19 protein-coding genes and 3 pseudogenes are annotated in these 25,672 nt (G+C 59.0%); 12 read left to right on the top strand and 10 right to left on the bottom strand.

The window, feature by feature from the left end; translation table 11 throughout:
- Window positions 1–73 precede the first annotated feature (73 nt).
- The 4 genes and pseudogenes from AC19YQ_RS17355 to AC19YQ_RS17340 form a co-directional block, all read right to left on the bottom strand.
- Window positions 74–973, bottom strand: a complete 900-nt coding sequence (locus AC19YQ_RS17355; protein ID WP_500595578.1) for a hypothetical protein — start codon at window positions 971–973, stop codon at window positions 74–76.
- Between the two features lie 107 nt (window positions 974–1,080).
- A pseudogene (locus AC19YQ_RS17350) lies at window positions 1,081–1,668 on the bottom strand (YadA family autotransporter adhesin); the annotation flags it as partial.
- Window positions 1,669–1,778: 110 nt separating this feature from the next.
- Window positions 1,779–1,857 (bottom strand): annotated as a pseudogene (locus tag AC19YQ_RS17345) (hypothetical protein); the annotation flags it as partial.
- A 222-nt stretch (window positions 1,858–2,079) separates the two neighbouring features.
- A pseudogene (locus tag AC19YQ_RS17340) lies at window positions 2,080–3,351 on the bottom strand (ESPR-type extended signal peptide-containing protein); the annotation flags it as partial.
- Window positions 3,352–4,820: 1,469 nt separating this feature from the next.
- Here AC19YQ_RS17340 and AC19YQ_RS17335 point away from each other — a divergent pair.
- The 8 genes from AC19YQ_RS17335 (at window position 4,821) to AC19YQ_RS17300 (ending at window position 14,906) form a co-directional block, all read left to right on the top strand.
- A complete protein-coding gene (locus AC19YQ_RS17335; RefSeq protein ID WP_339475532.1) occupies window positions 4,821–5,801 on the top strand; it encodes a WD40/YVTN/BNR-like repeat-containing protein in 981 nt (326 codons plus the stop codon).
- Complete coding sequence (locus AC19YQ_RS17330) at window positions 5,798–8,224, top strand: efflux RND transporter permease subunit (RefSeq protein WP_500595577.1); 2,427 nt, start codon at window positions 5,798–5,800, stop codon at window positions 8,222–8,224. The genes AC19YQ_RS17335 and AC19YQ_RS17330 overlap by 4 nt, the downstream gene beginning before the upstream one ends.
- A 157-nt stretch (window positions 8,225–8,381) precedes the next feature.
- Window positions 8,382–9,626 (top strand): helix-turn-helix transcriptional regulator, encoded by a 1,245-nt coding sequence (locus AC19YQ_RS17325; protein ID WP_500595575.1) that lies wholly within the window; start codon window positions 8,382–8,384, stop codon window positions 9,624–9,626.
- A 93-nt stretch (window positions 9,627–9,719) separates the two neighbouring features.
- Window positions 9,720–10,487 carry an SDR family oxidoreductase gene (locus tag AC19YQ_RS17320; protein WP_500595573.1) on the top strand — a complete coding sequence of 256 codons (768 nt, stop codon included), beginning with the start codon at window positions 9,720–9,722 and terminating at the stop codon, window positions 10,485–10,487.
- Window positions 10,488–10,503: 16 nt separating this feature from the next.
- Window positions 10,504–11,337, top strand: a complete 834-nt coding sequence (locus AC19YQ_RS17315; RefSeq protein WP_339475538.1) for an SDR family NAD(P)-dependent oxidoreductase — start codon at window positions 10,504–10,506, stop codon at window positions 11,335–11,337.
- Between the two features lie 232 nt (window positions 11,338–11,569).
- Window positions 11,570–12,607 (top strand): 3-ketosteroid-9-alpha-monooxygenase, oxygenase component, encoded by a 1,038-nt coding sequence (locus AC19YQ_RS17310; protein ID WP_500595572.1) that lies wholly within the window; start codon window positions 11,570–11,572, stop codon window positions 12,605–12,607.
- Between the two features lie 28 nt (window positions 12,608–12,635).
- Entirely contained in the window at window positions 12,636–13,811 is a 1,176-nt protein-coding gene (locus AC19YQ_RS17305; RefSeq protein WP_500595571.1) for an MFS transporter, read from the top strand.
- Between the two features lie 81 nt (window positions 13,812–13,892).
- Window positions 13,893–14,906, top strand: a complete 1,014-nt coding sequence (locus AC19YQ_RS17300) for an AraC family transcriptional regulator ligand-binding domain-containing protein (protein ID WP_133078482.1) — start codon at window positions 13,893–13,895, stop codon at window positions 14,904–14,906.
- On the opposite strand, the gene AC19YQ_RS17295 is transcribed toward AC19YQ_RS17300, so the two are convergent.
- The 3 genes from AC19YQ_RS17295 to AC19YQ_RS17285 form a co-directional block, all read right to left on the bottom strand.
- Entirely contained in the window at window positions 14,892–16,421 is a 1,530-nt protein-coding gene (locus AC19YQ_RS17295) for a SulP family inorganic anion transporter (protein WP_133078483.1), read from the bottom strand. The genes AC19YQ_RS17300 and AC19YQ_RS17295 overlap by 15 nt on opposite strands.
- Window positions 16,422–16,503: 82 nt before the next feature.
- On the bottom strand, window positions 16,504–17,232 hold the full coding sequence (locus tag AC19YQ_RS17290) for a carbonic anhydrase (protein WP_219263203.1): 729 nt from the start codon (window positions 17,230–17,232) through the stop codon (window positions 16,504–16,506).
- Between the two features lie 1,448 nt (window positions 17,233–18,680).
- Window positions 18,681–19,457 carry an IclR family transcriptional regulator gene (locus AC19YQ_RS17285; protein WP_133078488.1) on the bottom strand — a complete coding sequence of 259 codons (777 nt, stop codon included), beginning with the start codon at window positions 19,455–19,457 and terminating at the stop codon, window positions 18,681–18,683.
- 169 nt (window positions 19,458–19,626) lie between these two features.
- Here AC19YQ_RS17285 and AC19YQ_RS17280 point away from each other — a divergent pair, with 169 nt between their 5' ends.
- The 3 genes from AC19YQ_RS17280 to AC19YQ_RS17270 are packed head-to-tail and all read left to right on the top strand — an operon-like array spanning window position 19,627 to window position 22,393.
- Entirely contained in the window at window positions 19,627–20,388 is a 762-nt protein-coding gene (locus AC19YQ_RS17280; protein WP_133078489.1) for an ABC transporter substrate-binding protein, read from the top strand.
- A 59-nt stretch (window positions 20,389–20,447) separates the two neighbouring features.
- Window positions 20,448–21,104, top strand: a complete 657-nt coding sequence (locus tag AC19YQ_RS17275) for an amino acid ABC transporter permease (protein ID WP_133078490.1) — start codon at window positions 20,448–20,450, stop codon at window positions 21,102–21,104.
- On the top strand, window positions 21,101–22,393 hold the full coding sequence (locus AC19YQ_RS17270) for an NAD(P)/FAD-dependent oxidoreductase (RefSeq protein ID WP_500595570.1): 1,293 nt from the start codon (window positions 21,101–21,103) through the stop codon (window positions 22,391–22,393). Before AC19YQ_RS17275 ends, AC19YQ_RS17270 begins: the two co-directional genes overlap by 4 nt.
- A 21-nt stretch (window positions 22,394–22,414) precedes the next feature.
- Here the strand turns inward: AC19YQ_RS17270 and AC19YQ_RS17265 are convergent, their stop codons facing one another.
- Window positions 22,415–22,636, bottom strand: a complete 222-nt coding sequence (locus AC19YQ_RS17265) for a YgdI/YgdR family lipoprotein (protein WP_133078492.1) — start codon at window positions 22,634–22,636, stop codon at window positions 22,415–22,417.
- On the bottom strand, window positions 22,633–23,571 hold the full coding sequence (locus AC19YQ_RS17260; RefSeq protein WP_339475542.1) for a LysR substrate-binding domain-containing protein: 939 nt from the start codon (window positions 23,569–23,571) through the stop codon (window positions 22,633–22,635). Before AC19YQ_RS17260 ends, AC19YQ_RS17265 begins: the two co-directional genes overlap by 4 nt.
- Window positions 23,572–23,707: 136 nt before the next feature.
- Here AC19YQ_RS17260 and AC19YQ_RS17255 point away from each other — a divergent pair, with 136 nt between their 5' ends.
- A complete protein-coding gene (locus AC19YQ_RS17255; protein ID WP_500595569.1) occupies window positions 23,708–24,646 on the top strand; it encodes a DMT family transporter in 939 nt (312 codons plus the stop codon).
- A gap of 16 nt (window positions 24,647–24,662) precedes the next feature.
- On the opposite strand, the gene AC19YQ_RS17250 is transcribed toward AC19YQ_RS17255, so the two are convergent.
- The gene (locus AC19YQ_RS17250) at window positions 24,663–25,337 is read right to left on the bottom strand and encodes a histidine phosphatase family protein (RefSeq protein ID WP_133078495.1); all 675 of its coding nucleotides are present in this window, start codon (window positions 25,335–25,337) and stop codon (window positions 24,663–24,665) included.
- Between the last annotated feature and the right edge of the window lie 335 nt (window positions 25,338–25,672).

Here is a 25,672-nt window from a genome sequence, read left to right as displayed (position 1 = left end):
TACATATCCGGCTCTGCGACAACGTGCGGTGCCGCACTGCACACGTGTGCAAGGGCGACAGTCTGCGATGGGTTCAAGGCCTGACGGTGTTGGTTTTGCCTGGGACCGCTTGCAACGCGGTTACCAGTGCCGGATCGAAGTACGCCACATCCAGCCAGTAGGTTTTACCCAGCAACTGGCCAGACCCGTACCAGGGGATGCGGTTGAAGGTCAGGTTCAGGCCGTTGTAGTCGTATTCAAAAAGAAGGCCGCTACTGCTCACGAACTTGAAGCCGTTCTGCGAATAATCCCTTAAGGCAAACAGGGTATTTTTATCGCTGGCATACAGTTCCTTGACCCGCTGCAAGTATCGGGGGGCAATGGTTGCAAACAGGCTTTTGGCCCGCTGATTGTATTGATCCAGGGTCAAGCCAGGAGTCTGTGCCAATTGGGTCGCAATCATGGCAAATACGTCTGCATCAGACTTGGCGATTGCCAATTGCACCCGCATGAAGTTATTCAGCTTTTGCGGGTCGACAGTCAGTGTCTTCGACTGTTTGCCCTGCGGGTGTTCGGTGATCGTTTGCACCATAAACTCACTGGTTTTGGGCAGTACCATTGTCGACGTGGCGATGTAGGCTGCGCATGCGGTCTCCCGGTGAGACATGTCCGGATCCACCAGCAATGACAATGGATCGCCCTGTTGAGGCGTTTTGCTCAAATCAATCCCCTGTTTTTTCAAGGTTTCGGCAACTTGTTTGGCTGTGCTTTCGCCCCGTGCCATTGCGCAGACATGGTGCATCATCACATCGTTGCGTTGCCCTTCGACCATAGGCACTAACCCCATGACCGCTCCCTGGATGATTGGCAGCGCCGGGATCATGACTCCGTTCGGCTCCTTATGGGTGAGGTTGGCGAGAACTTGTAGAGCGCCGTCGCAGCCGGCCATCAGCGCCAATGAGAAAACCCATCCGGTTGTTTTGAGCAATGACATGGTATCCGCCCTGATTTTTGAGATTAACGCCCCGGCACCCATAGAGCCGTGCCGGGGCAGCAGTGACGGGGGGTAGACCGTCGTTTGTAGAGCGCTTTAGTTAAGGTTCACCACTGGTAGCCCACACCGACCCCTACCCCCAAATAACTCTGGGTAGTGGTACTGGCCTGGAGCTTGCCCACCCAGTGGCCGTTATCAGAAACTTTCGACACCCCGAGCGACAGTCCCTGTTGCCCGCGATAGGTGGCGGCCGCTATGGCTGTCATGCTGGCGCCTGCAACGTAAGGCTGGGGCAGGCTGGCCATGGCCATGGCCCCGGCGATCCCCGCGCTCAAGACGCGATCCTGTTTGTTCAGGTCGCTTTTTAGCTGGGAAAAACGTTGGTCGGTGTAGGTGTTGGCATTGTTGGTGGTGTTTGCCGTAGCGCTGTTGAGTTGGTCGAAGTTCACCGCATCGGTCCCTTGAGTTGCGGCTGCAACATGGGTGATCTGCCGTTCGCTGCCGGGGGCTCCTACCGAAACGCTGTTGTCGCGAGTGGCTGTCGAGTTGACACCCAATGCCACGCTGTTCGTTCCTGTAGCGGTTGCTCCGTGCCCGACCGCGACTGTGTTTTCTGCGCTGGCAATGGCATTGCTACCCACGGCCGTACTGTTGTTGCCGGAAGCTTGCGCGCCGCCACCGCCTGCGACCGCGTCGGTACCGGTTGCCGCAGGATTGGGCAATGCACTGGTGTTCTTGACCTGGAACATGCCTTCCGTGCCGTTCTGGATGTTGGTAATAGCGGTTGAATTGGAGGTGACCTGTTGATTGGTCGCATTGAGTTGCGAGCCATTCACTGCGTCGGTGCTGGTGGCGCTTATTTGGCCAGCCGCAACGTTGGTGATCTGCCGTTCTGCCCCCACGCTGCCGACGCTCACCACGCTGGCCGGAGTGGTCCCGGCAAAGGTGTAAGCGACACCGCCAATGGTTGCCCCGCTGGTGCCGACCGCGGCAGCGGTGGTGCTGCCAGCGCCGAGCGCAACGGCGCGGGCGTTGTTGGACGTTGCACCGGAACCCAGTGCCAGTCCCTGGGTCGCCCCGACCGCCACGATGGCTGCATCGCCGAGGGCAACAGAGCCTGCCTCGTTGGCTTGGGAGACATTGCCCAGTGCCACCGCTCCCTGGCCCGTTGCCGTATTGGTGTGGCCCAGCGCTACGCTGCCCTGGCCATTGGCGGTGTTTTCGTCGCCCATGGCGACTGCGCCGGTACCTGTTGCGGTGTTGGGGTCACCGATGGCCACTGCGCCGTTGCCGGTGGCGATATTGCCTGCACCGATGGACACGGCTTTACCGCCCGTAGCCTGTGCCGAGGTGCCTATGGCTACGGCATCTGCTGAGTTGGCTTGCGAGCCGTTACCCAGGGACACTGCTCCGGCACCGCTGGCAGTAGCTCCCGAACCGGCCGCCAGGGAGTTGCCGCCGCTGGCAATGGAATTGGCGCCGATTGCTGTGTCCGAGGCATTCAGAGACTGGGCATTGGGCCCGACCGCTGTTGCATCAAGGCCTGCCGCCGATGAATCGTCCAATAACGAGTTGGCGTGGAAGTATTTAATCCCGGCGCCGTTGTTCATGTTGGTAATAGCGGTTGAATTGTTGGTGACCTGTTGATTGGTCGCATTGAGTTGCGAGCCGTTCACTGCGTCGGTGCTGGTGGTACTTATTCGGCCAGCCGCGACATTAGTGATCTCCCGTTCTGTCCCCACGTTGCCGACGCTGACCACGCTATTCGGAGTGGTCCCGGCAAAGGTGTAGGCGACACCGCCAATGGTTGCCCCGCTGGTGCCGACCGCGGCAGCGGTGGTGCTGTTGGCGCCAAGTGCAACGGCGCCAGCGTTAAAGGAAGATGCACCGGCGCCCAGTGCCATCCCTTGGGCAGATCCGGTTCCCACTCTGGCCGAGTTGCCTATGGCAACCGCATCTGCACTTGAGGTATTAGTGCTTACTCCGACCGCAACAGAATTAGCGCCGATGGAAGTGGCACGGCGTCCGACAGCAGTAGAACTGTCGCCTAATGCATCTGAGTCATCACCGATTGCAATACTTCTGTTTTGGGCCGAGGCCCCGTTACCGGCACCAATGGCGATGGAAGAGCCGTCTACGATTGCTGCTGCCGTTGACCCGGTACCTAGCGCAGAAGTATCGCTAACGACCCCTCTCTGCATTGCCGTACCTGCAAGCGCGAGCGTGGACAGCAGCCCGAAAGAGAGCCCGACAGCCACGGCCACTAATATTTTAATGCCCTTGCAAGGCCCACTTTTGGATGTTTTTTGCGCCAACTCGCTAGTTACCACCCAACCGCTCAAGGAGTAACTCCACACCACAGAAAAGATCGTGTTCATAATTTTTTATGGCGTGATGTACGCCAGCCTCTGATGAAGGAATATTAGATGCGCCAGGAACTACCGCCTTTGCATACGGTGTTTAAGTGCGGGTTAAAGTTTGCGGCACCAGAGTGGAACGGGCAGGGGCTTTATTGCAAGCCAAGTGCTGGTTGCTCCGGCATAAGATAAAGCGTGCATATTATCTGGGGCCTCTTGGGGGCGTGGTGGGGTGTCGTTATCAACAGTATTGTTGGTTCCGGGTTTCAATAGTGCGAGCGCGCAATTGATGTGTTCGCCCTAAAGCGCAAACGGAACGAGTGCGGCCGGACAGCGGGCAGGTAGTGTTCGTGGTGCATAATCAAAAGTAGTACGGTTGTAGAGCATTGCAAGTTTTCGGAATTATAGTCGGATGTGTTTAATGTTTAGTGTGTGGAGGGCGTGCTGATTGCTTTCAATAAGGTTAACAGCGAAGTAACAGGTTGAGCGCCTTGTGCTGGAAGGCTTGTGGCGGGGTAAGTTTAAAACGCGGTTGTGGAAGACCAACCTATTGAAAATATGGTTTTATTTACATTAATCAGTTTCAGTGGGGCTTGCGCCTGATGTGTCTCAGTGGCAAAGAGCAGGCTGCTTGACTGTCCCTGCGCTAGAGCGTTCATGTAAAAGAGGTTAAACATCAATTTGAACGTGTGGTTATGATATTTCAGATGCTGGCCCGCGGGCAGGCGTGAGCTTTACAGTGATGCTTATACACTTTGTTTAAGGTAATAAGTTCTTGTGTGAGTGGCGGAAAGTTATGGGGTTTTGTTGGTGGTGGCTGTGCAGGTCTGGTGGTGTGTTTTATAGGTTTTAATATGTCAGCTTTAATATGATTTATCTGTAAATTGGCGCTTGGTAAGTTGTTGTGTTGTTATGATGGTTGACCGTAATATAATAAATATGGCAAGGCGAAAATCACGTGGCGTATTGTTTGTTTGCGAGGGCTTTTACTTCTGTAAGCCGGTCTGGCGGTCAATGTGTTTTGTACGGGTTATGCGTGCGCTTGTATTGAAGTTGCGGTGTCATGACAGTTATAGGTGTCGCAGACTGCGTATTACCGGCTGGTATGGCGCACCCTCTCGATCGCAGCCTCGTTCCACTCGTCAGCGACTACAGCGCGGGTAAACGTGAGTCTGTAGTCGCTGACGAGCCGTGCGAGGCTGCGTCCGGCGAGGTCGCCGTCGTGAAATCAACTTCCTCGATTAATCAGGTACTGCGCGTGTACCGGTGTCAGCGGATACAGGCGCAAAACCCTTCTCTATGGCCGTTTTTTCACTCATCCATCCGGGCTAGGCCGTTTGGACGATGTGCCTGTGACTGACCAGTCCGATGATCGAAGCCAGGTTCTGGATACCTCGCCGAGGAGCAAGCCAGAGCATCCAAGATAATAAAAAGAGGACTGGCTGCATGAACTCTGCCCAGCAATTGAATTGTGCAGCGAGGCATCTACCATGCGCTCAATGATCGGCTATCTGGTTTGCCTGATTGTCGCTGCAACCATCGCATTCACTTTCTCCCCCCGTCCTGCCTCTACCGTCGCTTCTGCTCAGTTGCGCCCGGACCGCCTGCAAATCAACGGCATGCTCTACCTCGATCAGCGTGTGGTCGCCGTGGGTGAGCGCGGCAATATTTTGCTCAGTGATGATCAGGGCCTCTCCTGGCAGGCCGCTGTGGTCAAGCCGCAACGGGATCTGACCCTCACCGCGCTGGTGGCCCTTGAAGACAAGAGCCTGCTGGCTGTCGGTCATGATGGCTGGATTCTGCGCTCTGAAGATGAAGGCGCGAACTGGTCCGAGGTCCGCTTCGATGGCGAAGTCGCCGAGCCGTTGCTGGGTGTCTGGAGTGCCGGTGGCAATCGCGTGCTGGCGTTCGGCAGCTTCGGCAAGTTTTACCAGTCCAATGATGACGGTCGCACCTGGCAAGCCCAACCCCTGGAAGTGGACAGTGCTCACCTCAACGGCATGGACGGCGGTGCCGACGGCCGGCGGATGGTGGTCGGAGAGCAGGGGCTGGTGTTGCGCAGTGATGATGCCGGTCTGAGCTGGAAGAAGCTGGAACCGTTCTACAACGGTTCTTTGTTTGGTGTGGTGCGCCTGAGCCCCGATCGCTGGGTTACGTACGGCATGCGCGGCCATGTGTTTGTCAGCCAGAACTTCGGCAACACCTGGGAGCCTGTGAAGGTGGGCAATCAGTTGCCGCTCTATGGGCATGCGCTGTTGCCCAATGGCGGTGGCCTGCTGATTGTCGGCGCGGGCAGTTCTCTGGTGCGCCTGGACGGCAATGGTCGTCTGGTCAGTGCTACGCGCCTGCCTGGGCTGGGTACGCTGACCTCGGCGGTATTGATCGGCGCCCATCGCTTGCTGGTGGGCGGTGAGCGCGGCGTGTTTCAAGGTGCCGATGGCGGTGTTGCCGCGCTTGGAGGTGCTCAGTGAGCAGCGAAAAAACTGCAGTAAACCGCGTGGTCGAGCGGGTTGCCGATCGGTTGATTATCTGGCGCAAAGGCTTGCTGGCACTGTTTGTACTGCTGACGCTGGCCCTGGGTTACAGCGCCACCCACACTCAGCTGGACCCGGGCTTCAACAAGCAGATCCCGGTGCGCAACGGGTTCATGGTCAACTTCCTCAATTTCAGCCAGTACTTCACCGGTGCCAACCGTTTTCTGGTCAGCGTGAAGTGGAAGGGCGAGGGGGATATCTATAACCGTCAATACCTCGAAACCCTGAGTAAGGTCACGGATGACGTGTTCTTCATCAATGGCGTCAGCCGCGCCAGTGTGACGTCGCTGTTTACGGCCAATGTGCGGTATATCGAAATCACCGAAGACGGCTTTTTTGGCGATGTGGTCGTGCCGCCGCGCTTTACCGGCTCGGCCGAAGACCTGTCCCAGGTGCGCAACAACGTCGCCCGTTCGGGGCAGGTCGGGCGCCTGGTGGCCAATGACCTGACCTCGTCGATGGTGCGCGCCGACCTGCAGGATCTCGACCCGCAAACCGGCAAGTCGGTGTCTTATGCCGAGGTGGCCAAGCGGCTTGAAGATATCCGCGCCAAGTACAGCAATGACGATATCGAGATCAATATCGTCGGCTTTGCCAAGCTGGTGGGCGATGTGGTTGACGGGCTGACCACGGTGATCGGCTTCTTTGTGATTGCCTTTGTCATCACGGCCTTGATGCTATGGGTGTATTCACGCTCATGGCGCCTGACGGTCGTGGCCCTGGCGGTGGCGTTGCTGCCGGTCGTCTGGTTGCTGGGGCTGTTGCCTTTGCTGGGGCTGGGGATCGACCCGATGTCGATTCTGGTGCCGTTTCTGATTTTCTCGATAGGCGTGTCCCATGCGGTGCAGATGACCAATGCCTGGAAGCAGGACGTGCTGCGCGGCAGCTCTTCGGTGCAGGCCGCGCAGGGGGCCTTTTGCAAGATCTTCATTCCCGGCTCCCTGGCGTTGCTGATGAACGCCTTGGGCTTTGGCGTGATCATGCTGATCGACATTCCCATCGTCCATGAACTGGGTGTGACCGCCTGTATTGGCGTGATGCTGATGATCATCACCAACAAGTTGATGCTGCCGATCATCCTGTCGTATTTGAAACTCGAACCGGGCGCGTTGGCCCAGGGCCTCAAGGTGCAGGGCAGGCACGCTTTGTGGTGGCGCCTGTCGGCGCTGGCCGAGCCGAAACCGGCACTGGCGGTGTTTGTGGTCAGCCTGTTGCTGCTCGGTGTGGGGGCCTGGAAGGCCCGGGACCTGGCGGTAGGCGACATCGGCGTCGGCGCGCCGGAGCTGCGGGCGGATTCGCGTTACAACCAGGACAACCAGAAGATCATCAACAGCTATTCCATCGGTCTGGATGTGATGTCGGTGTTTGTTCAGGTCAAAGGCATTGAAGAAGGTTGCCTGGCCCCCCAAGTGATGCGCGCGATCGAGTCGTTCGACTTTCAGATCCGCAGTGTCGAGGGGGTGCAGTCGGTGCAGAGCGTGGCGGGCATGGGTAAAACCGTGATTGCCGGCAACAACGAGGGCAATCCGCGCTGGTCGGCAATCCCGGGTTCCGAACGTGGCTTGAGTCAGGGCTCCCGGGCTTACATGCCCGATGACGGGCTGGTGACCGAAGGCTGCCAGCGGATGCAGATCCTGGTATTCCTCACCGACCACGAAGGGGCGACGGTGAGTCATGTGGTCAACGAAACCCAGCGCATCATTGCCGGTTTGCAAGGGCCGAATGTGGAGTTCCTGATGGCGGGCGGCAACGTGGGCGTGATGGCGGCGTCCAACGAAGCGGTGAAGCAGGCCGAGGTGGTGATGCTGGCGGCCCTGTTCGGTTCGGTGGCGCTGTTCTGCTGGCTGACCTTCGGTTCATTGCGGGCCGTGCTGTGCATCCTGGTGCCATTGGCGATTGTTGCCATTCTGTGCAACGCCTTGATGGCAACCCTGGGCATCGGCCTGAAAGTCGCGACGTTGCCGGTGATGGCGTTGGGTGTGGGCGTCGGGGTCGATTACGGGATCTATCTGTACGAGCGTATTGCCCATGAGATGGCCGACGGCAAAGACCTGCGCACCGCGTTTTACGAGGCCATGTGCCAACGGGGCACGGCCGCGGTGTTTACCGCGCTGACCATGTCCATCGGTGTGTGTACCTGGGCCTTTGCACCGTTGAAGTTCCAGGCGGACATGGGCGTACTGCTGTCGTTCATGTTCCTGGTCAACGTGCTGGGGGCGATCTTCCTGCTCCCTGCGCTGGCAGCCTGGTTCAATCTGGGACGACCGCTGGTCAAGGTGAAAACTCGGGCACAGGACGCACCTGCCGGGCATTACCCGCTCAAGCAGAGCGTGGCGGCCAAGGACTCCACAAACCGCTGAACAGACAGCCTGCCGGGCTTGAATGACGGCCAGCATAAAGAGACACTGAGTCGTTTTTGCGCAGTTGCAGTTGCAGGGGCTGCGCACAAACAACCGCTGGTAATAAGAACAATAAAAAGGGCAGGTCCCGAACCTGACCCAACGCGAGGAAACATCCGTGGATACAGTGACCCTGAACCACCAAACCCTGGCCAGTCTGGGGCTCGAATTGGCCGATTACGATCAAATGGTCGGCAGCTTCTACGACGGTGCGCTGGACCCGAAAGCGATGGGCCGTACCTTGTGTGCCGTACGCAGCATGTTCAAGGCCAACTACGCGACCCTGATTTTGCGGGTTCCGGACCAGCCCGATCTGGGTCTGATGATTGTGGCCGGCGATATCGAAGGCGAGGGTGAGCTGACGTATCAGACTTACCCGCAAGCCAATACCCCGTTCGCAGGACAGGCGCTTGACCAGGTGTTTACGGTTGAAGACCTGATGAGCGAATCCGAGTGGGTGCAATCGCCGTACTTCAAGGCCTACTGCGCCAAGCAGGATGTCTTCCACGTCATGGGTGCCGATATATCGACCCCCGACGGTGGCAAGCTGCGCTTTCGTCTGACCCGGCCCAAAACCTCACCTGCCTTCTCCAGTGCCGAGCGCGCGTTGTGCAGCAGCTTCCTGCCGCATTTGCGCCGGGCCCTGCACCTGCACAACTTGCTCGATCGCAGCGAGTCCATGAGCGAGCTTTACGCCCAGGCCATCAGCCGCCTGTCCGTGGCCACCATCGTGCTCGACGAAACCGGCAAGGTGCTGCGCCTCAACCCGGTGGCCGAAGAAATCCTCAAGAATGCCGATGGCTTGAAGCTGGTGGGCGGCAGGCTGGAGGCCACATACCCCAGCGATAACCGTGAGCTGCAGCGTCTGGTCAAGCACGCCTTCAGCCAGGAAGTGCGCGACGGCGGGGTGACGGCCGACGCGATGTCCGTTACCCGGCCATCGGGGCAGGTCAGCCTGGGGCTGGTGGTCGAGGCGATTCCTTCCCTCGAATGGGCGGAAGGCAAGAGCAAGCCTGTGGCGGTGATTTATATCCGTGACTCGGTCGGCAAGTCCCTGGCCAGTGAAGTGGTGACCAAGCAGCTGTTCAACCTGACCAAGGCCGAAACCGCGCTGGCGATGGAGCTGGCAAACGGTTTGTCCCTGGAAGAAGCCGCTGAAAACCTGAACATCAGGCGCAACACTGCACGGGCGCACCTGCGTTCGATCTTCTCCAAGACCGGTGTGCGCCGTCAGACCGAACTGGTAAGGATTTTGCTAAACAGCGTGGTTGCCTTGGGAAAGCCCAAGTGCGCCTTGCGAGCGGCTGAATCCGTGATAGTGCCGGCGCCACAGTTGGCGCGACCCATTCGCAAAAGCGCTTGAGTTTTGATTCCAGGCCGGCAGCGGCGATTGAACGTCACTGCCAGCTGCCCTTCAGACAGGCCAACCAGGGCCTGAATCATCAAGGAAAGTCTTATGCCAGTTACAGCTGTCAGTGGTTCCGCTTCCGGGATCGGCGCCGCCGTGTGCGCGGTATTACGGGCTGCGGGGCACCGCATTATCGGGATTGATCGGGCCAGTGCCGAGGTGGAAGCCGACCTGTCGACCCGTGCCGGGCGTCAGGCGGCCGTGGCGCAGGTGCTTGAACAGTCAGGCGGCGTACTCGACGGCCTGGTGTGCTGCGCCGGGCTCGGGGTAACGGCGTCTTCCAGCAGCCTGGTGCTGGCGGTGAACTACTTCGGCGTCAGCGAGTTGCTGGACGGCCTGGCCGATGCACTGGCCAAGGGGCAACATCCGGCCGCGCTGGTCATAGGCTCGGTGGCAGCCACCCAGCCGGGTGCCGATCAACAGCCGATGGTCGCGGCCATGCTGGCCGGTGACGAAAACCTGGCGCTGGAGCTGGCCAACACACTGGGCCAGCCCCACATCGCCTATGCCAGCTCCAAGTACGCCGTGACCTGTGAAGCGCGGCGCAAGTCGGTGCAGTGGGCGGCGCAAGGCATTCGCCTGAACGTGGTTGCGCCGGGTGCGGTCGAGACTCCGCTGCATCAGGCTGCCAAGGAAGATGAGCGGTTTGGCAAGGCAGTACGTGAGTTTGTTGCGCCATTGGGCCGAGCGGGCAACCCGGCAGAAATCGCCCGGGTTGTCGCTTTTCTGCAATCGGACCAGGCCAGCTTTGTGACCGGCAGCGTCGTGTTTGTCGATGGTGGCATGGACGCAATGGTGCGTGCCCAGCGCTTCTGACCTTTAAGGAATCCTGATGAACAAAGTGGCATTTATAACAGGCGCCAGCCGCGGTATCGGTCGTGAAACAGCGCTGGCGTTTGCCCGCGCAGGTTTTGATCTGGCCATCAGCGCACGCAGCCTGGATGAAGGTGAAAGTCATACCCACGGCTTGCGTAACCCCGACGGCACGGCGCTGCCCGGCAGTCTGAACGCAACGGCCGCAGCGATCCGCGAACTGGGCCGCAAGGCGCTGGTGGTGCGGATGGACCTGCTCGACAGCGAGTCGGTGCTGGCCGCCAGCCAGGCGGTATTTGCCGAATATGGCCGGGTGGATGTGCTGGTCAATAACGCGATCTATCAGGGCAGCGACCTCAACGCGCCCTTTATGGACTTGCAGCCCGAGACCCTGGCGCGGGTGTTTCAGGGTTACATGATGACTCCGTTTCTACTGACTCGGGCCGTGGTCAGCCAGATGCTGGAGCAGGGTGGCGGGGTGGTGATCAATGTCACCTCAGGCGCGGGTGAAACCGATCCTCCGGTGGCGGCGGGCAAGGGCGGCTGGGGGTATGCCTATGGGGCGGGCAAGGCAGCGGTGTCGCGGCTGTCGGGCATTTTGTCGGTGGAGTTTGGCGAACAGGGGATTCGCGCCTACACCCTCAACCCCGGGGTGGTGACCACTGACGCCTTGCGCGCCACCATCGGTGACAAGGGCGTGATTGCCTTGCGTGCAGGCTCGGCGCCGCCTGAGGTGCCGGCAGCGGTGATGCTGTGGCTGGCGACCAATGATGCAGCAGTCGATCACCAGCGCAAGACCATCCAGTGCCAGCCATTTGCCCGGGAACACGGGATTGTTGAGGATTGGCGTTAATAAGGATTTTGAACACTCAAATCCTGTAGTCGCTGTCGAGGCACGAGGCTGCGATGGGCTGCGCAGCGGCCCCGGTTTTTTGAAGGTCCTGCGGCCCTTATCGCAGCCTCGTGCCTCGACAGCGACTACAACACCTCTGTGTTCTAGTCCATCTGAACGATGAGCCTGCCTCTCACCTCGGTGAAGATCTCTCGGTAAAGCGCCCTGGCCCTTAACCTGAGGAATAATAAAAATGACTAAACTCGCTGAAATTCACGTCGAGAACGCTTTGTCGCCGCGCTTTGGCCGTGGTTGGCATTGTCTGGGCGAAGCGGATGAGTACCGTGATGGCAAGCTGCATACCCTGAATGTGTTCGGCTCGCGACTGCTGGCGTTTGCCACCTCCAAGGGCGAGATCAGTGTACTGGACGCCCATTGTCCGCACATGGGCGCCGACCTGTCCCAGGGCACTATCGAGAATGACCGCGTAGTCTGCCCCTTCCACCACTGGCAGTACGAAGCCAGCGGCAAATGTGTCGAGATCCCGTATTGCAAACGCATTCCGCCAAAGGCCAAAACCCGCGCCTGGCAGACCTGCGAAGTGAACAGTCTGCTGTTTGTGTGGAACAACCCTGAAGGCAAGCCGCCTGCCGAAGACGTGGTGATTCCCCATCTGCCCGAAATGGACAGCGATGAGTGGTTGCACAGCTGGCACATGGACAAGCTGGTCATCAACACCAACCCTCGTGAATTGGTCGACAACCTGGTGGATGCCCAGCATTTCGGGCCGGTGCATGGCACCCCGACCAAGTATTTCCATAACGTTTTTGAAGGGCATATCGCTCAACAGATCTTCCACGGCGACTCCGAGCGTCTGGGGGGGGATCTGGTGGCAGAGTCGGCCTACTACGGCCCTGCGACCCACCTGACCCGTATGCGCGCGGTGTTCGAAGGGCTGGAAATCAAGTCCATTCTGCTTAATTGCCATGTGCCGATCGGCCCCAACAGCTTTGAGCTGCGCTTTGGCTGCATGGTGAAAAAAGTGCCGGGCTGGACCGAAGAGCAGAACGAAGCGCTGGCCATGGATTACGTGCAACGCAACCGCGACTCCTTCTATCAGGACGTTGATATCTGGACCCACAAGGTTCGGGTCAATAACCCGGTATTGGCTGAAGATGATGGCCCGGTGTATCAGCTGCGCGAGTGGTATCAGCAGTTCTTCACGGACGAGGCCAGTGTGCCGGCGAGCATGGCCGAACGCCGTGAAATCACCACTGTTGATCACCGCTGATTGATGGCTTGAGCGAAGGGCACTGCCGATGACGCTGAACCAACGTAGAACCCTGACCTTTATGTTGGCTGCGAGCCTGGCCTCGACCATCGGCGGTTTGCCCTTCAACACGCTGCCTATTTTGCTGGGCTCACTGGCGGACAGTTTCGGTTTTGCACCGACGCAAATCGGCCTGCTCGGGTCGGTGTGTTTCAGTGGCTACCTGGTGGGAACGCTGGTTGCTGTGGGCTTTATAGACCGTTGCAACTGGCGTGCCCTGACCTTGGGTTGTGCAGTGGGCGCGGCCCTGGCGTTGTTGGCGTCCTCCCAACTGCCAGCGGCTGCACAGTTGCCGTTGTGGGCCCTTATCGGCTTTTTTGCCGCGCTGATGACGTGCCTGGGCCTGCGGATCATGGCCGAGATGCCCAACAAGGAACGGGCGTTCGGCATGCGTCAAGGGATTGAACTGGGTCTGGTGGCGTTGGTGCTGTTTGTATTGCCTTCGCTGGTGATCAGCAACTTTCACTACGCCGGTGCTGCGCTGGTGCTGGCGGCAATGATTCTGTTGCTGAGCCTGAGCGCGTTCGCGTTGCCCCGGCGCAGTGATTTCACCGTGCATGCAGATCTGGCTGGAGACAGCTCCCTTCAAGGCCGTTTTCGCTTCCCGGTGCCTGCCTATTGGGCACTGGGTTTTTTCTTCGTGTTTGGCGCCGGGCAGATTGGGCTGTGGGCATTTCTTGAGCGGCTAGGGCACGGACTGGACGTCGCCCCGGCGCAAATGGGCGTGGTCTTTGCGGTACTCAAACTGCTGGGTGGCGGCGCGGCCCTGACCCTGGCGCTGATCGGCGATCGCCTGGGTTCGCGCTGGCCCCATCTGCTGGTACTGGCGGTGATCGGCACGGGCTTGCTGCTGTTGGCCTATGCCCAAGGGTTTGTGATGTATGCCCTGGGCGCCTGGATCTGGGAGGTGGGTTTCTGCTGGGGCTGCATCTACCAGACCGCCGCCGTGGCCCGGCTCGACCCAAGCGGGCGTTCGATCATGCTGATTCCTGCCGCGTTTGCCTTGAGCTCAATGGTCGGCCCGGCCCTGGCGGGGCAGTTGGTGGCAGACGGTTTTGCCGGGCTGCTGTGGCTGGCCCTGGCGATGGCTGTGGTACCGGTGGTGGCCTTTGCCGGACTCTTGGCCAGACGCTTGGCATCACCGCCGCTGGCGTTGCCCGTATAAGGCTAAGGTACTGCTGGCTTTTTGATCCGTGCTGCTTAAGATGGCCGTCAATCAACCGTCATCGGGCTCGGAACACGGCCAATGTTGAACAAGGACACCATCTCCATTCATCTGGTGCGCGAGGCGTTGCTGCAGAGCTGTGCGCCCGGTAGCGCCACGGATGAAGTGCTGCATAAAGTCGGCATTGCCCCCGGGTTGCTCAACGAACCGGATGGCCGTGTGCCTGCGCTGGTCTATGCACGGATGTGGCGACTGCTGGCGCGACGTCTGGATGACGAATTTTTTGCCATGGACCCGCGCAAGCTGCGTTCTGGCAGCCTGGCGTTCATGTGCCGCACCGCAATGGCTCAGCCGACCCTGGCCCAGGGGCTGGAGGTGGTGCTGGGATTTCTGTCGTTGATGCTGGAACGCTTACCGGCGCAACTGGTGCGCCAGCAAAGCCTGGCGGAAATCGTCTTGCACGAACCTGAGCAACCGGCGAGCCGTGGCTTTACCTACTTCACCTATTGGATGATCGTGCACGGCGTTGCCTGCTGGCTGGCCGGGCGGCGAATTCCTATTCTGGCCATTGAATTGCGCTGTGCGGCGCCCGATTACTGCGAAGACTACGAAGTGATGTTCTCCGAGAACCTGCGCTTTGAGCGGCCACGCACACGGATGATTTTTGCTGCCGATTGCCTGGATGCACCGATCAAGCGCAATGCTCAGGAACTGAAGCGCTTTCTGGCCGAGGCACCTGCCAATATCCTGGTCAAATACCGGGATCCCGAGAGTCTGGCCAGCCAGATCAAACAGCATCTGCGCCAGTTGCCTGCCGAGCAGTGGCCTGAAACCCCGGGCCTGGCGCAAAGCCTGTGCATGTCGGCATCGACCTTGCGCCGTCGCTTGGCGGACGAAGGGCACACCTTCCAGGGGATAAAGGACGGCGTGCGCAAGGAACTGGCGATTGGCTGGTTGGCCGAGCCCGACCACAGCTTTGCCGACATCGCCCTGCGCCTGGGCTTTGCCGACACCAGCTCGTTTTACAAGGCCTTTCGCAAGTGGTCGGGAACCAATCCGGGGCATTACCGCAGCTTGATTCTAGGCGGTGGCTGACCCCAGGCCGCGGGTCGTGCGCAGTCGGCCTTCCAGGCGTCGTTTCAACCCCTGGGGTTCAATGATCAGCTTCGAACCCTTGGCTGCATTGGCCCGTCCCCACTCTTCGAACAGCTCCAGGCAGGAATGGTCGATGTAGCTCAGGTTGCTGAGGGGGACATGCACGATGCTACCGGCCGGTACCCGAGCCAGTACCTGAGTCAATGCCGGTACTTTGAGAAAGGTTGCCGAGCCATTGAGCCGCAACTCCATTTCACCGCTGCGGGGCAGATCAATCAGGCTGATTTTCAGGCGCGCAGCCTTCCAGGCCAGATTGGCCAGGGTGAGGCCGAACCCCAGCAGTACCCCGGTCAGCAAGTCAGTGAAGATGATTGACAGGGCGGTTGCCCCATAGGTCAGCATCGGTATGCGGCCATAGCGTGCCAGGCCGCGAAACGCCTTGATGTCCACCAGTTTGATCCCGGTATACACCAGCACACCCGCCAGGCTCGCCACCGGAATGCTTTGCAGCACACTGGACAGCAACAGCACAAAAGCCAGCAGCCACAGGCCGTGGAACATTGTCGAAAGCCGGGTGGTGGCACCTGCCTGGACATTGGCCGAACTGCGCACGATCACACCGGTCATTGGCAGCGCGCCCAGCACGCCACAGAGCATGTTGCCGACCCCTTGGGCGGTCAGTTCCTTGTCAAAATCCGAGCGCTGGCCGTTGTGCATGCGGTCGACGGCTGCGGCGGACAACAGGGTTTCTGCGCTGGCAATAAACGCCACTGCAAACGCCGCGATCAACAGAGCGGGATCGGCAAAGTTCAGCAGGTCGGCCGGACGCAGCCAGTCGATAGCGTCCGCCAGATTGTCCGGGACTTCCACGCGCTTGACCTGTAACGCCATGACCAGGCTGACGGCCGTGGTCAAGCCCACACCGAGCAGGGCGCCGGGGACAAAGCGCAGCTTTTGCGGGCGTAATTTATCCCACGACCACATCACCCCGATGGTTGCAAGGCCCAGCAGGCCCGCCTGCCAGCCAAGGGTTGGAATGGCTTGCGCCACTGCCTGCGGGAAGCCGGCAAGGTTATCAAGGCCCGAGGGTTTGGGGGTGCCGTCGAGCATCACATGCAGTTGCGACAACACAATCAGCACCCCGATTCCGGCAAGCATGCCGTAGACCACAGCCGGTGCGGTGACGCGGAACCAGCAACCCAAACGCAAACGCCCGGCCACCAGTTGTAAAAAACCTGCCAGGAGCAGGATCGGCCCCAGCATGGCCATGCCATGCTGGCGTACCACTTCGAACACCAGCACTGCCAGCCCGGCTGCCGGGCCACTGACCTGCAGCGGCGATCCGGCCATCCAGCCCACGACCAGGCCGCCGATGATACCGGTGATCAAGCCTTTGGCCGGGGGCATTCCGGAAGCGATGGCGATGCCCATGCACAAGGGCAGGGCGACCAGAAACACAACCACAGAGGCCAATAGCTCCCGTGGCAATACTGCTTTTAATTGCGCAGTACGCATGATGATTCTCCCTGGGGATTCTTGGGGCGTGACAAAGCCCGGCGTCGTGCCTGGTTGCCACGGCTACCTCATTGGGACATGTTCAGAAACGCGCTTTGGGTGTCGCGCAAGGGATTGTCTGGAGATTGTCCAGTGGCAGAAAACTGCCGGATTCAGCGTCGTAGGCTTTGATTTGGCTGGTTTCGATGTTGTAGACCCAGCCATGGATAAACAACTGGCCGCTGGCCATGCGCGAAGCGACGGAGGGATGGGTACGCAAGTGCTGCAACTGAGCGATCACGTTTTCTTCGGTGAGCACGTGCATGCCTTCAGCTTCATTGGCGCACGCACAGTTTTCCTGAACCATGGTCCTGGCCACTTCGGCATGGCGCAGCCAGGCTTTGACCGTGGGCATTTTTTCAAGGCTTTGCGGGTTGAGCACGGCGCGCATCGCGCCACAGTCGGAGTGCCCGCAGACGATGATGTGCTGTACGCCCAGTGCCAGGTTGGCGTATTCGATCGCCGTGCTGACCCCGCCATTCATCTCGCCATAAGGCGGTACGACGTTGCCGACATTGCGGGTGACGAACAGATCGCCAGGAGCGCTTTGGGTAATCAATTCGGGGACGATTCTAGAATCGGCGCAAGCGATAAACATCGCCCTTGGGCGTTGAGCAGTGGCCAGTTTTTTGAACAGGTCTTTCTGTTGTGGAAAGACCTCACGATGGAAATGCAGAAAACCTTCAACAATGAGCTGCAGTGCTGCGTCAGCCTGTTCCGTTTCAGGAGGGGCAGTAGCTGCAGCCGAGCGCTGTGTGACCTTGATATCCATCGTTCATCCTCTGTGGTAGAGCAGGGGAAAGGCTAATGCGAGTCATTTGTGACTCGTCGGTCACGTTAGCGCCCGAAACTTAACTGAACCTTAATTGAATGCTCTAGCACGGGGTTTATATGAGGATGCTACCTATTTCGGGAGGGGGTTTTGTTGCCATGCAACGACAGCGGCGGTGGTGATTCAGGGTGCCACGATCACCGATTCTACGACTGCTTCGCAGCCTCGTTCCTTCGACAGCTACTTGTAGGTTGGCGCTAAAACGTTTTGCGCAAGGTTCTGTGGCGTCTGCGATGCATTTTGCTTTTGCTGGAGCCACACGTATGTCCAGACGACGCGAATGCCTATAACAGTGCCGGAGTGAGGGAACCACCAAGCCTGGGCGAGGCGGCCGTAAGGGCGGAACCCGTAGAGAGCCGTGACACATCGAATGGATATGGACTCGGCATCGCTGCGGGCGCTTCGCAAAACAACTGGCACACGGGGTACATATCCGGCATTCGCGGTTAACTGAAATGATGGTTTCGCTCTTACAGCGAGTCACTTTGCAAAAGCGGCAAAGTAACCAAAGCGCTTTCGCCCCAGCGTACGGCCCTCGCTGCGCTCAGGTGTCCCTCACTCCGGTCCCGCTCCGTGGGCCTCCCGAAGGGGCGGGCAGATCAAAAGCACTGCCCGCCGAGGCGGCCGACCGGCCGGCCTGGTTGGTGGGTTGCATTCACGATCTGTAGTCGCTGACGAGCCGTGCGAGGCTGCGATCGGCGGCGTAGCCGTCGTAAAATCAGCCTCCCAGGTTTATCAGGTAAACCGCGTATTCCGGTTTTGCGACCGCTGCGCGCTCGAACGCAGCCTCGTTCTACTCGTAAGCGGCTTGTATGTTGGCGCTAAAACGTTTTGCGCAAGGTTCTGTGGCGTCTGCGATGGATTTTGCTTTTGCTTTTGCTTTTGCTGGGGCCACACCCATGTCCAGACGACGCGAATGCCCATCACAGAAGGCCGAACGCAGGTGCTGTTATGGGGGTGGCGCGGCAGGACGCCGCGCCAGCCGCGATGGGCCATGGATGGCCCGTCGCGGCGTGCCCCCATGACAGTGCCGGAGTGAGGGTACCGCCGAGCCTTGGCGAGGCGGCCGTATGGTAGGGCAAGCCTTTTTGGTTACTTTTTCGGCGTCTGGAAAAAGTGACCCGCCGTAAGGGCGGAACCCGTAGAAAGTCGTGACACATCGAATGGATATGTACTCGGCATCGCTGCGGGCGCATCGCAAAACAACTGGCACAAACAAGATCAATTGCCCGCCGAGGCGGCCTACAGGCCGACCTGTTTAGCGAAGCACATTTCTCTAAACAGGCCAGCTGGCAACAGAGTATCTACAAGGAATACGTAGCAGTGGACGAGCTGTGCGAGGCTACGTCCGGCTGCATCGCGAGCAGGCTAGCTCCCACCGGGGACCGCTACAAAGTTCTGATCGAATTGCTGATCCCACGGGCACACTGGATAACGGTCGAGGCCAATTTATCTTCGGCTTCTTCCATGCTCCAGCGACTGCTCGGCACTACCACATGCACGGCCGCAACCGGCAGGCCGTTGCTGTTGAATATCGGTGCGGCAATGGTCATGTCCCCCAGGAACATTTCTTCCTTGTTGGTGGCATAGCCCTGATTGCGGCTGGTGATCACACGCTCAAAAATGGCGGTGGCATCCGTCAGGGTGTAGCGGGTCAGCTCAGCCAGCGTGCTGTCTTGCAGCACACGGCGAATTTCGTCATCCCCTAGGCCACTCAGATAGGCTCGACCGCCCCCGGTGCAATACATCGGGATTCGACTGCCGATGGGCATGTGGATCGGGATAAATTTAGGCGCCACAAAACGGGACACATAGACCATGTCCAGGCCGTCCGGCTCCGTCAGGTTGACCGTCTCGCCCGTGATCTGGTTGAGCTCGGCCAGGTAGGGGTTTGCGACATCGACCAATATGTCGGCGGCTAAATAGTTGTAGCCGATTTCCATAACCTTGGGCGTTAACTGGAAACGTCGGCTTTGCGGGTGCTTACGCACATAGCCGAGTTCTTCAAGGGTATGCACCATGCGCTGGGCCGAGCTTTTGCTGATGCCCGCAACCTGCGCGATATCCGCCAGAGTCATGGTGCGCCGCGCTGCCCCGAAGCCGCGAAGTACGGCCAGGCCCTTTTCCAGTGACTGGTTGAAAAGAGGGTTGTTGCTGTCGCTCATGGCGCATCCTTGGCTTTTTTCGACCTATAAATATCGATATGCGATATTTATAAATCTCTTTACGATTTAAGTAAATTGGTTATAGTCGATGGCGGCATTTTGTACCAGAGGGTGCAAGGGTGTTAAATGCTGCCCCGCAACAATAAAAGCGACCACAGGGAGATTCGCTATGCACAAACCTTTTCAAGTACTGACGCTTGTATGCGCAATGGCAGCCGGACTGATTGGATCAGCCAGTGCTGTTGCAGAGCCTGTCTATAAAGTCGGTGCAACGGCGACAGGTATCCCGTTCACCTTCCTCGATATCAAGAGCGGAAAAATCCAGGGCATGATGGTCGACGCCGCTGAAGCCGTCGGCAAAGCAGGGGGGTTTGACACCGAGATCCAGCAAACCACGTTTGCCGCGCTGATCCCTTCGCTGACCACCAACAAAATTGACCTGATTTCCGCCGCCATGCTCAAAACCCCTGAGCGTGAAAAGGTTGTGCAGTATTCCGATCCGATTTTCAGCTATGGCGAAGGCCTGATCGTCCAGACTGACGATCCCAAAGAATACAAAACCATGGATGACCTGGCCGGTGAAGTGGTCGGTGCTCAAGTGGGCACGGTATTCCTCGACGCCCTGAACAAGCATGGCGGCTTCAAGGAAGTGCGCAGCTACGACTCTATTCCTGACCTGATGCGTGACCTGAAGCTGGGTCGCATCAAGGCTGCTTTCGGCGATCGTCCGATCATCGCTTACCAGTTGGCCCAGGGCAAAAACCCTGAAGTGAAACTGTCGAGCACCTATGTGCCGGTCGTGATGGGTGATGTATGCCTGGTCATGCGTCAAGGCGACGCCGAGAAACTGGCGCAGGTCAACAAGGGCATTGCCGCCATCAAGGCTGACGGCTCGCTGCAGCGCATCATCGAGAAGTGGAAGCTGAACTGATGATTCTGTGGCCCCCGCTCTGCGGTGGGCCACTTCTTGTAGCGGTGTGCAGGTAGTTTATGTTTCTCCAGGACGCGTTGGACTTTCTTCCGATTCTGCTCAAAGGCGCAGTGGTCACTGTGCAGGTCACGGCGGGTTCGTTCCTGCTCAGTTCAGTGATTGGCCTGATGTTCGCGCTGATGATGGTTTCCAAAATCCGTGCCGTCGCCTTGTTCGCCATAGGCGTGGTCAATGTGATTCGCGGGTTGCCGATCATCGTGCAACTGTTCTACATCTATTTCGTCTTGCCCGACTTTGGCATCCAGCTCAGCGCCATGCAGGCCGGTGTGATCGGTCTGGGGATTGCCTATTCGGCCTATCAGGCCGAGAACTTTCGGGCCGGCATTCAAGCCATCGACATTGGCCAGATCGAGGCAGCCGAATCCTTTGGCATGCGCGGCCTGATGATCATGCGCCGCATTGTGCTGCCCCAGGCGTTTCGCATTGCCTTGCCGCCTTATGGCAATACGCTGGTGATGATGCTCAAGGACTCCTCGCTGGTGTCGACCATCACCGTGGCCGAGATGACGCGCCAAGGTCAACTGATCGCCTCTTCGACCTTCGAAAACATGACGGTCTACACCCTGGTTGCGTTGCTCTATCTGTCGATGAGTTTGCCGCTGTCTTATGGCTTGCGTCGTCTGGAAGGACGTTTTGCGCTGCGGAGGCGTACATGAAAGCAACGTCAAAACTCACCTTGCCGCCTTCGCTCTGGTCCGCCACGGCGCGCTCGGCTGCGATGACCCAGGCGCTCGCCGAAAACAAGCGCGTGGACGTGGCCATTGTCGGCGCCGGTTACACGGGGCTTGTGACCGCGCTGCGCCTGGCCGAGTCGGGTGTTAGCGTGTGTGTGCTGGATGCCGGTGAGCCAGGCTGGGGCGCTTCGGGGCGCAATGGCGGGCAGGTCATTCCCGGTCTCAAATACGATCCGGATCAACTGATCGAGCGTTTTGGTGCGGCCCGCGGCGAGAAGATTATTGAGGCGTGCGGCGGGGCGGCAGACGAAGTGTTTTCGCTGATTCGCGAGTACGGCATTGCGTGCGATGCAACCCGCAAGGGCTGGATTCAACCCGCGTACTCCAGTGCCACGATGAAGACCCTGGAACACCGTGCCCGCCAATGGCAACAACGTGGTGTGGCGGCTGAGTTGCTGGACGCCAGTGCCGTTTGCCAGCGCATCGGCACGCAAAATTACGTGGGCGGCTGGGTTGACCCCCGTGCGGGAAGCCTGCATCCACTCAATTACGCCCGGGGGCTGGCCAGATCGGCGCTGGGCCGTGGAGCGATGATTCACAGCGATAGCCGGGTGACCGATCTACGGCGCATCGGCACGCAGTGGCAACTGACCACCACCCAGGGCCACAGCGTCACGGCTGAACGGGTGGTGTTGGCCACCAATGGCTACACCGACGGTTTATGGCCCGGCTTGCGGCAAACCGTGCTGGCGGCCAACAGCTTCATGATTGCAACGCGACCGCTTTCGCCGGAGCTGCGCAAAACCATTTTGCCTGGTGGGGAAGTGTGTTCGGATGCGCGGCGCCTGTTGCTCTACTTCAAGCAAGATGCCCAGGGGCGGGTGCTGCTGGGTGGTCGCGGGCCGTTTGCCGAGCCGGGTCGCAATGAAGACTGGGCGCACCTGGAACGCTCGCTGATCAGCGTGTTCCCGCAGCTGGCGGGCGTCGCAATTGAGTACCGCTGGAGCGGTCGTGTGGCGCTCAACCATAGCGTGCTGCCACAACTGCATGAGCCGCAACCGGGCCTGTCCATCCTGATGGGCTATAACGGGCGCGGCATTGCGATGTCCAGCACCCTGGGCAAGCACCTCGCGGCCCGTGTTTCGGGAGTCAGCGATGACTTCCCGTTCCCGGTGACGCCGATTCGCAGAATTCCCTTCCATAGCCTTCAGCGCTTGTATGTGGCCGCAGGCATCAGCTATTACCGGCTGCTGGATGCGTTGAACGGGTGAGGGGCGGGCTGGCGCCGACCTTCAATCAGACTTGATGCTGGAGACGTCAGCAGCCCTGACCTTGATGTGTTTGCCTGCAATGTCCACAAACTCGTACAGGCCGTCCTTGTTCGTGGTAACCGGCAGGTCTTTGGTCAGGTATTGCGTGCCGTTTTGCAGGGTCACAACGCTCGGGGTTGCGCAGCCTGCCAGTCCCAGCAAGGCAACCACAAGCAGGGGTAAACCGATAGCGTTGATTTTCATGGGTGTACCTTGAGCTCTTGGCAAAGTGGAGAGTGTTCGCGCCGGGCGTCGTCGAGCAGCCAGCGCTGGAAAGTAATTGCTGCATCTGACAGCGTTTTATGGCGAGAGTGCGCCAGGTAGTCCGCATTCGTGCTTAAAAATTCAAAGGGCCCCACGCGTCGCAGTTCGCCCTTGTCGATTTTGTCCCTGACCATAAAGTCCCAACCCAGCCCCACCCCCATGCCCTGCACGATTGCCTGATAGGCGAGCGTGACCTGATTGAAGGTCGGTCGCTTGGCATCGGCTTTGTGTTCCAGGCCGAAATGCTTGAACCAGTCGTGCCAGTCCATGCAGTTCCATCCCGAGGCGTCGAGTTCGATCAGGGGCAATGTTTGAAGGTCGGCAGGTTCATCGACGCTGGCCAATACCAGGTCAGTGCGGGCGACAGGGTAGACCTTTTCGGCAAACAGTGGCTCGACATTCAATGATGACCAGTGACCGGCGCCGTATAAAATCGTGAAGTCGTAATCGGCAACGCTGGATTCATGGATGTCGTTGCTGGCGTGAATATTGACCGTGATTGACGGATGCTCGGTATTGAACGCAAGCAATCGCGCAAACAGCCAGAACTGCGCGACCGCATGGGTACAGAGCACAGTGACGGAGTTGGGGGCATGGGCTGCCTTGATCCGATTGACGCTGTGCTGCAGGCGTTCGAGCAGGGTGGTGACTTCGCTGAACAGGCTTGCTCCGGCCTGGGTCAGGCAAATGCCCCGCGCCTGGCGCTCAAACAAGGTGAGCTTGAGGTTGTCTTCCAGGGCCCGGATCTGTTTGCTGATCGCACTTTGAGTCAAACACAGTTCGCTTGCTGCACGGGTAAAGCTGCCATTGCGCGCGACGGCTTCGAAGGTGATCAGGCTGTCCAGAGGGGGCAGGTTTTTCGAGTAGCGATTCACAGAGACCTTAAAGCAGGTTGTGGGGGGGACGGTATAAGGCATTCCTGCACGGAATGCCAGCATGCCAAATGATCTTTTGTGCCAAATCGCAGGGCCGCTTACGCTCACTCGATATTGATCAGTTTGAGAGTCTTGAATGAAACGCGGGATAGTCTATGCCGGCATGGCCGGTGCAGTGTGGGGCCTGGTGTTTCTGGTGCCCAAGCTGTTGCCGGAATTCAGCCCGCTGTTGCTCAGTTGCGGGCGTTTTATCGTGTACGGGGCCGTGTCGCTGATTGTGTTGCTGCCCAACGCCCGGCGTTTGCTGGGCCAGCTGACTCGGCGCGATGTGCTGACACTGGTCAAGTTCGCGCTGCTGGGCAACCTGATTTATTACATGCTGCTGGCGGCATCGATTCAGTGGGTGGGTATCGCCGCCGCTTCCTTGATTGTGGGGGTGTTGCCCCTGAGCATTACCTGGCTGGGGCGCCGCGATGCTGCAGCGGTGCCACTGGCAAGGCTGGCGTGGCCGTTGCTGCTGGTGCTGGGCGGCGTGCTTTGCATCAATCTCGAGGCCTTGTTCGGCAGCACGTCGCAGCAGCCACTGGGGGACAAGGTGCTGGGCGTGCTGTGCGGGATCGGTGCCTTGCTGTGCTGGAGCTGGTTTGCGATCGAGAATGCGCGGTATTTGAAGCACAGTCAGTTTGACAGTGGGCAGTGGTCGACCCTGTGGGGCGTCACCACCGGTGTGTTGGGCTTGTTGATCTGGGGCGTTGCCCAGGGACTGTCCCTGGACGCGGTGACGGTCGAGGTCAGTGATCAGCGCTGGCAGATGTTCTGGATGGTCAATCTGGCGTGCGCCGTGCTCGGCTCATGGTTTGGCAATCGGATGTGGAATGCATCGTCCCGGCGTCTGCCGCTGACCCTGAGCGGGCAGTTGATTGTGTTTGAAACGGTCTTCGCGCTGTTCTATGGCTTTGTGTACCTGCAACGCTGGCCCACCTTTTCAGAAGCTCTGGCGGTGGTGCTGCTGCTGGGCGGTGTCAGTTGGGCGGTGCGCTGCCATGCCCCGGCGCGGATAATGCTCGCGCCGTGATCGAGGTGCGGGGTGATCAGCTCGGGCAGGTTTTGGCCCCATTGTTGAGGTCCTGTTTTTCGCTGCGGCTGAGCAGGGTGGCCTTGCCATCTTTCCAGGTCAGGGTCAGCACGTACAACGAGTCGAAGTCATTGCCGGGCCAGTCTTCTGTGAGCGAGGTTTTTTTGCCCAGGGCCTGGCTGGCAACGTTATTGATCAGGTCCGGCAAATAGCCGTGGGACCACGCGGTGTAGATGGTGGAGTTGTGATACTGGTCGCCGGTCAGTTCCCTGGCCAGTGCGCGTGTGTCGTTGGCCGAGTACTCCAGGTTGATCGGCAAGCCCAGCTTGATGGCGCTGGGGTTGATGGTCATCATCGGACGCACGTAGCTGTAGGCGTCATCATCAGCCCCTTCTTCCACTTGTCGCGACGGGTTGGCGGCAAACACGTAATCGGCCTTGCCATAGCGTTGTGGCAGCAGGGTGGCCAGATCAATTGCGCGGTTAAGCCCCTGGCAGGTGAGCTGGCCAAGGCCGTCGGCCGGTTTTTCGGCGTGACGCATAAACACCAGGGTTTGTACGCCGTCTACCGGCTGGGCAAACACATCATCCGCATGTACGGCCAGCGTCACGGCGCCTGCAACCAGTAACAGCGGGATTGCCGCCAGTGCGTAGGGTTTGAGTCGAAATTTTTTCCAAACAGACTGGGTCATGGGGGTCTTCTACTTACCGCATTAAGGCTGACTGGCCTGGCACATCGAGCGTATCGCCCGCGTGTTTATCCCTGTCATTGCTACACCACCTGTGTTTCTCATCCTTGGTCCAAGCAATCATTAGATGTCATTTTCAAATATGGTTCGATTTTACCTGCGCTAGATTGCGAATGGTCCTACAGGCCGAGTGCTATGGTGGCTTTTTTGTATGACAAAATCGTTCTCTCTTTAGTCGGGTCACTCTTCAGAGGCATTCGCCATGCTCCCAGCGCCACTCAGAAAACCGAGCAACCCCGTGCATGTGCGTGTTCGTGCCTGGCGCGGGCGGGTGGGGC

It is taken from the genome of Pseudomonas sp. MF06569, assembly GCF_059862735.1.
The sequence above is the reverse complement of the archived record's forward strand: the minus strand, read 5'-3'. Positions and strand labels throughout refer to the sequence as shown.

Coding starts and splice junctions, on each gene's coding strand:
- AC19YQ_RS17355 (WP_500595578.1), bottom strand. CDS start 973: ATGTCATTGCTCAAAACAACCGGATGGGTTTTCTCATTGGCGCTGATG.
- AC19YQ_RS17335 (WP_339475532.1), top strand. CDS start 4,821: ATGCGCTCAATGATCGGCTATCTGGTTTGCCTGATTGTCGCTGCAACC.
- AC19YQ_RS17320 (WP_500595573.1), top strand. CDS start 9,720: ATGCCAGTTACAGCTGTCAGTGGTTCCGCTTCCGGGATCGGCGCCGCC.
- AC19YQ_RS17315 (WP_339475538.1), top strand. CDS start 10,504: ATGAACAAAGTGGCATTTATAACAGGCGCCAGCCGCGGTATCGGTCGT.
- AC19YQ_RS17310 (WP_500595572.1), top strand. CDS start 11,570: ATGACTAAACTCGCTGAAATTCACGTCGAGAACGCTTTGTCGCCGCGC.
- AC19YQ_RS17305 (WP_500595571.1), top strand. CDS start 12,636: ATGACGCTGAACCAACGTAGAACCCTGACCTTTATGTTGGCTGCGAGC.
- AC19YQ_RS17300 (WP_133078482.1), top strand. CDS start 13,893: ATGTTGAACAAGGACACCATCTCCATTCATCTGGTGCGCGAGGCGTTG.
- AC19YQ_RS17295 (WP_133078483.1), bottom strand. CDS start 16,421: ATGCGTACTGCGCAATTAAAAGCAGTATTGCCACGGGAGCTATTGGCC.
- AC19YQ_RS17290 (WP_219263203.1), bottom strand. CDS start 17,232: ATGGATATCAAGGTCACACAGCGCTCGGCTGCAGCTACTGCCCCTCCT.
- AC19YQ_RS17285 (WP_133078488.1), bottom strand. CDS start 19,457: ATGAGCGACAGCAACAACCCTCTTTTCAACCAGTCACTGGAAAAGGGC.
- AC19YQ_RS17280 (WP_133078489.1), top strand. CDS start 19,627: ATGCACAAACCTTTTCAAGTACTGACGCTTGTATGCGCAATGGCAGCC.
- AC19YQ_RS17275 (WP_133078490.1), top strand. CDS start 20,448: ATGTTTCTCCAGGACGCGTTGGACTTTCTTCCGATTCTGCTCAAAGGC.
- AC19YQ_RS17270 (WP_500595570.1), top strand. CDS start 21,101: ATGAAAGCAACGTCAAAACTCACCTTGCCGCCTTCGCTCTGGTCCGCC.
- AC19YQ_RS17265 (WP_133078492.1), bottom strand. CDS start 22,636: ATGAAAATCAACGCTATCGGTTTACCCCTGCTTGTGGTTGCCTTGCTG.
- AC19YQ_RS17255 (WP_500595569.1), top strand. CDS start 23,708: ATGAAACGCGGGATAGTCTATGCCGGCATGGCCGGTGCAGTGTGGGGC.
- AC19YQ_RS17250 (WP_133078495.1), bottom strand. CDS start 25,337: ATGACCCAGTCTGTTTGGAAAAAATTTCGACTCAAACCCTACGCACTG.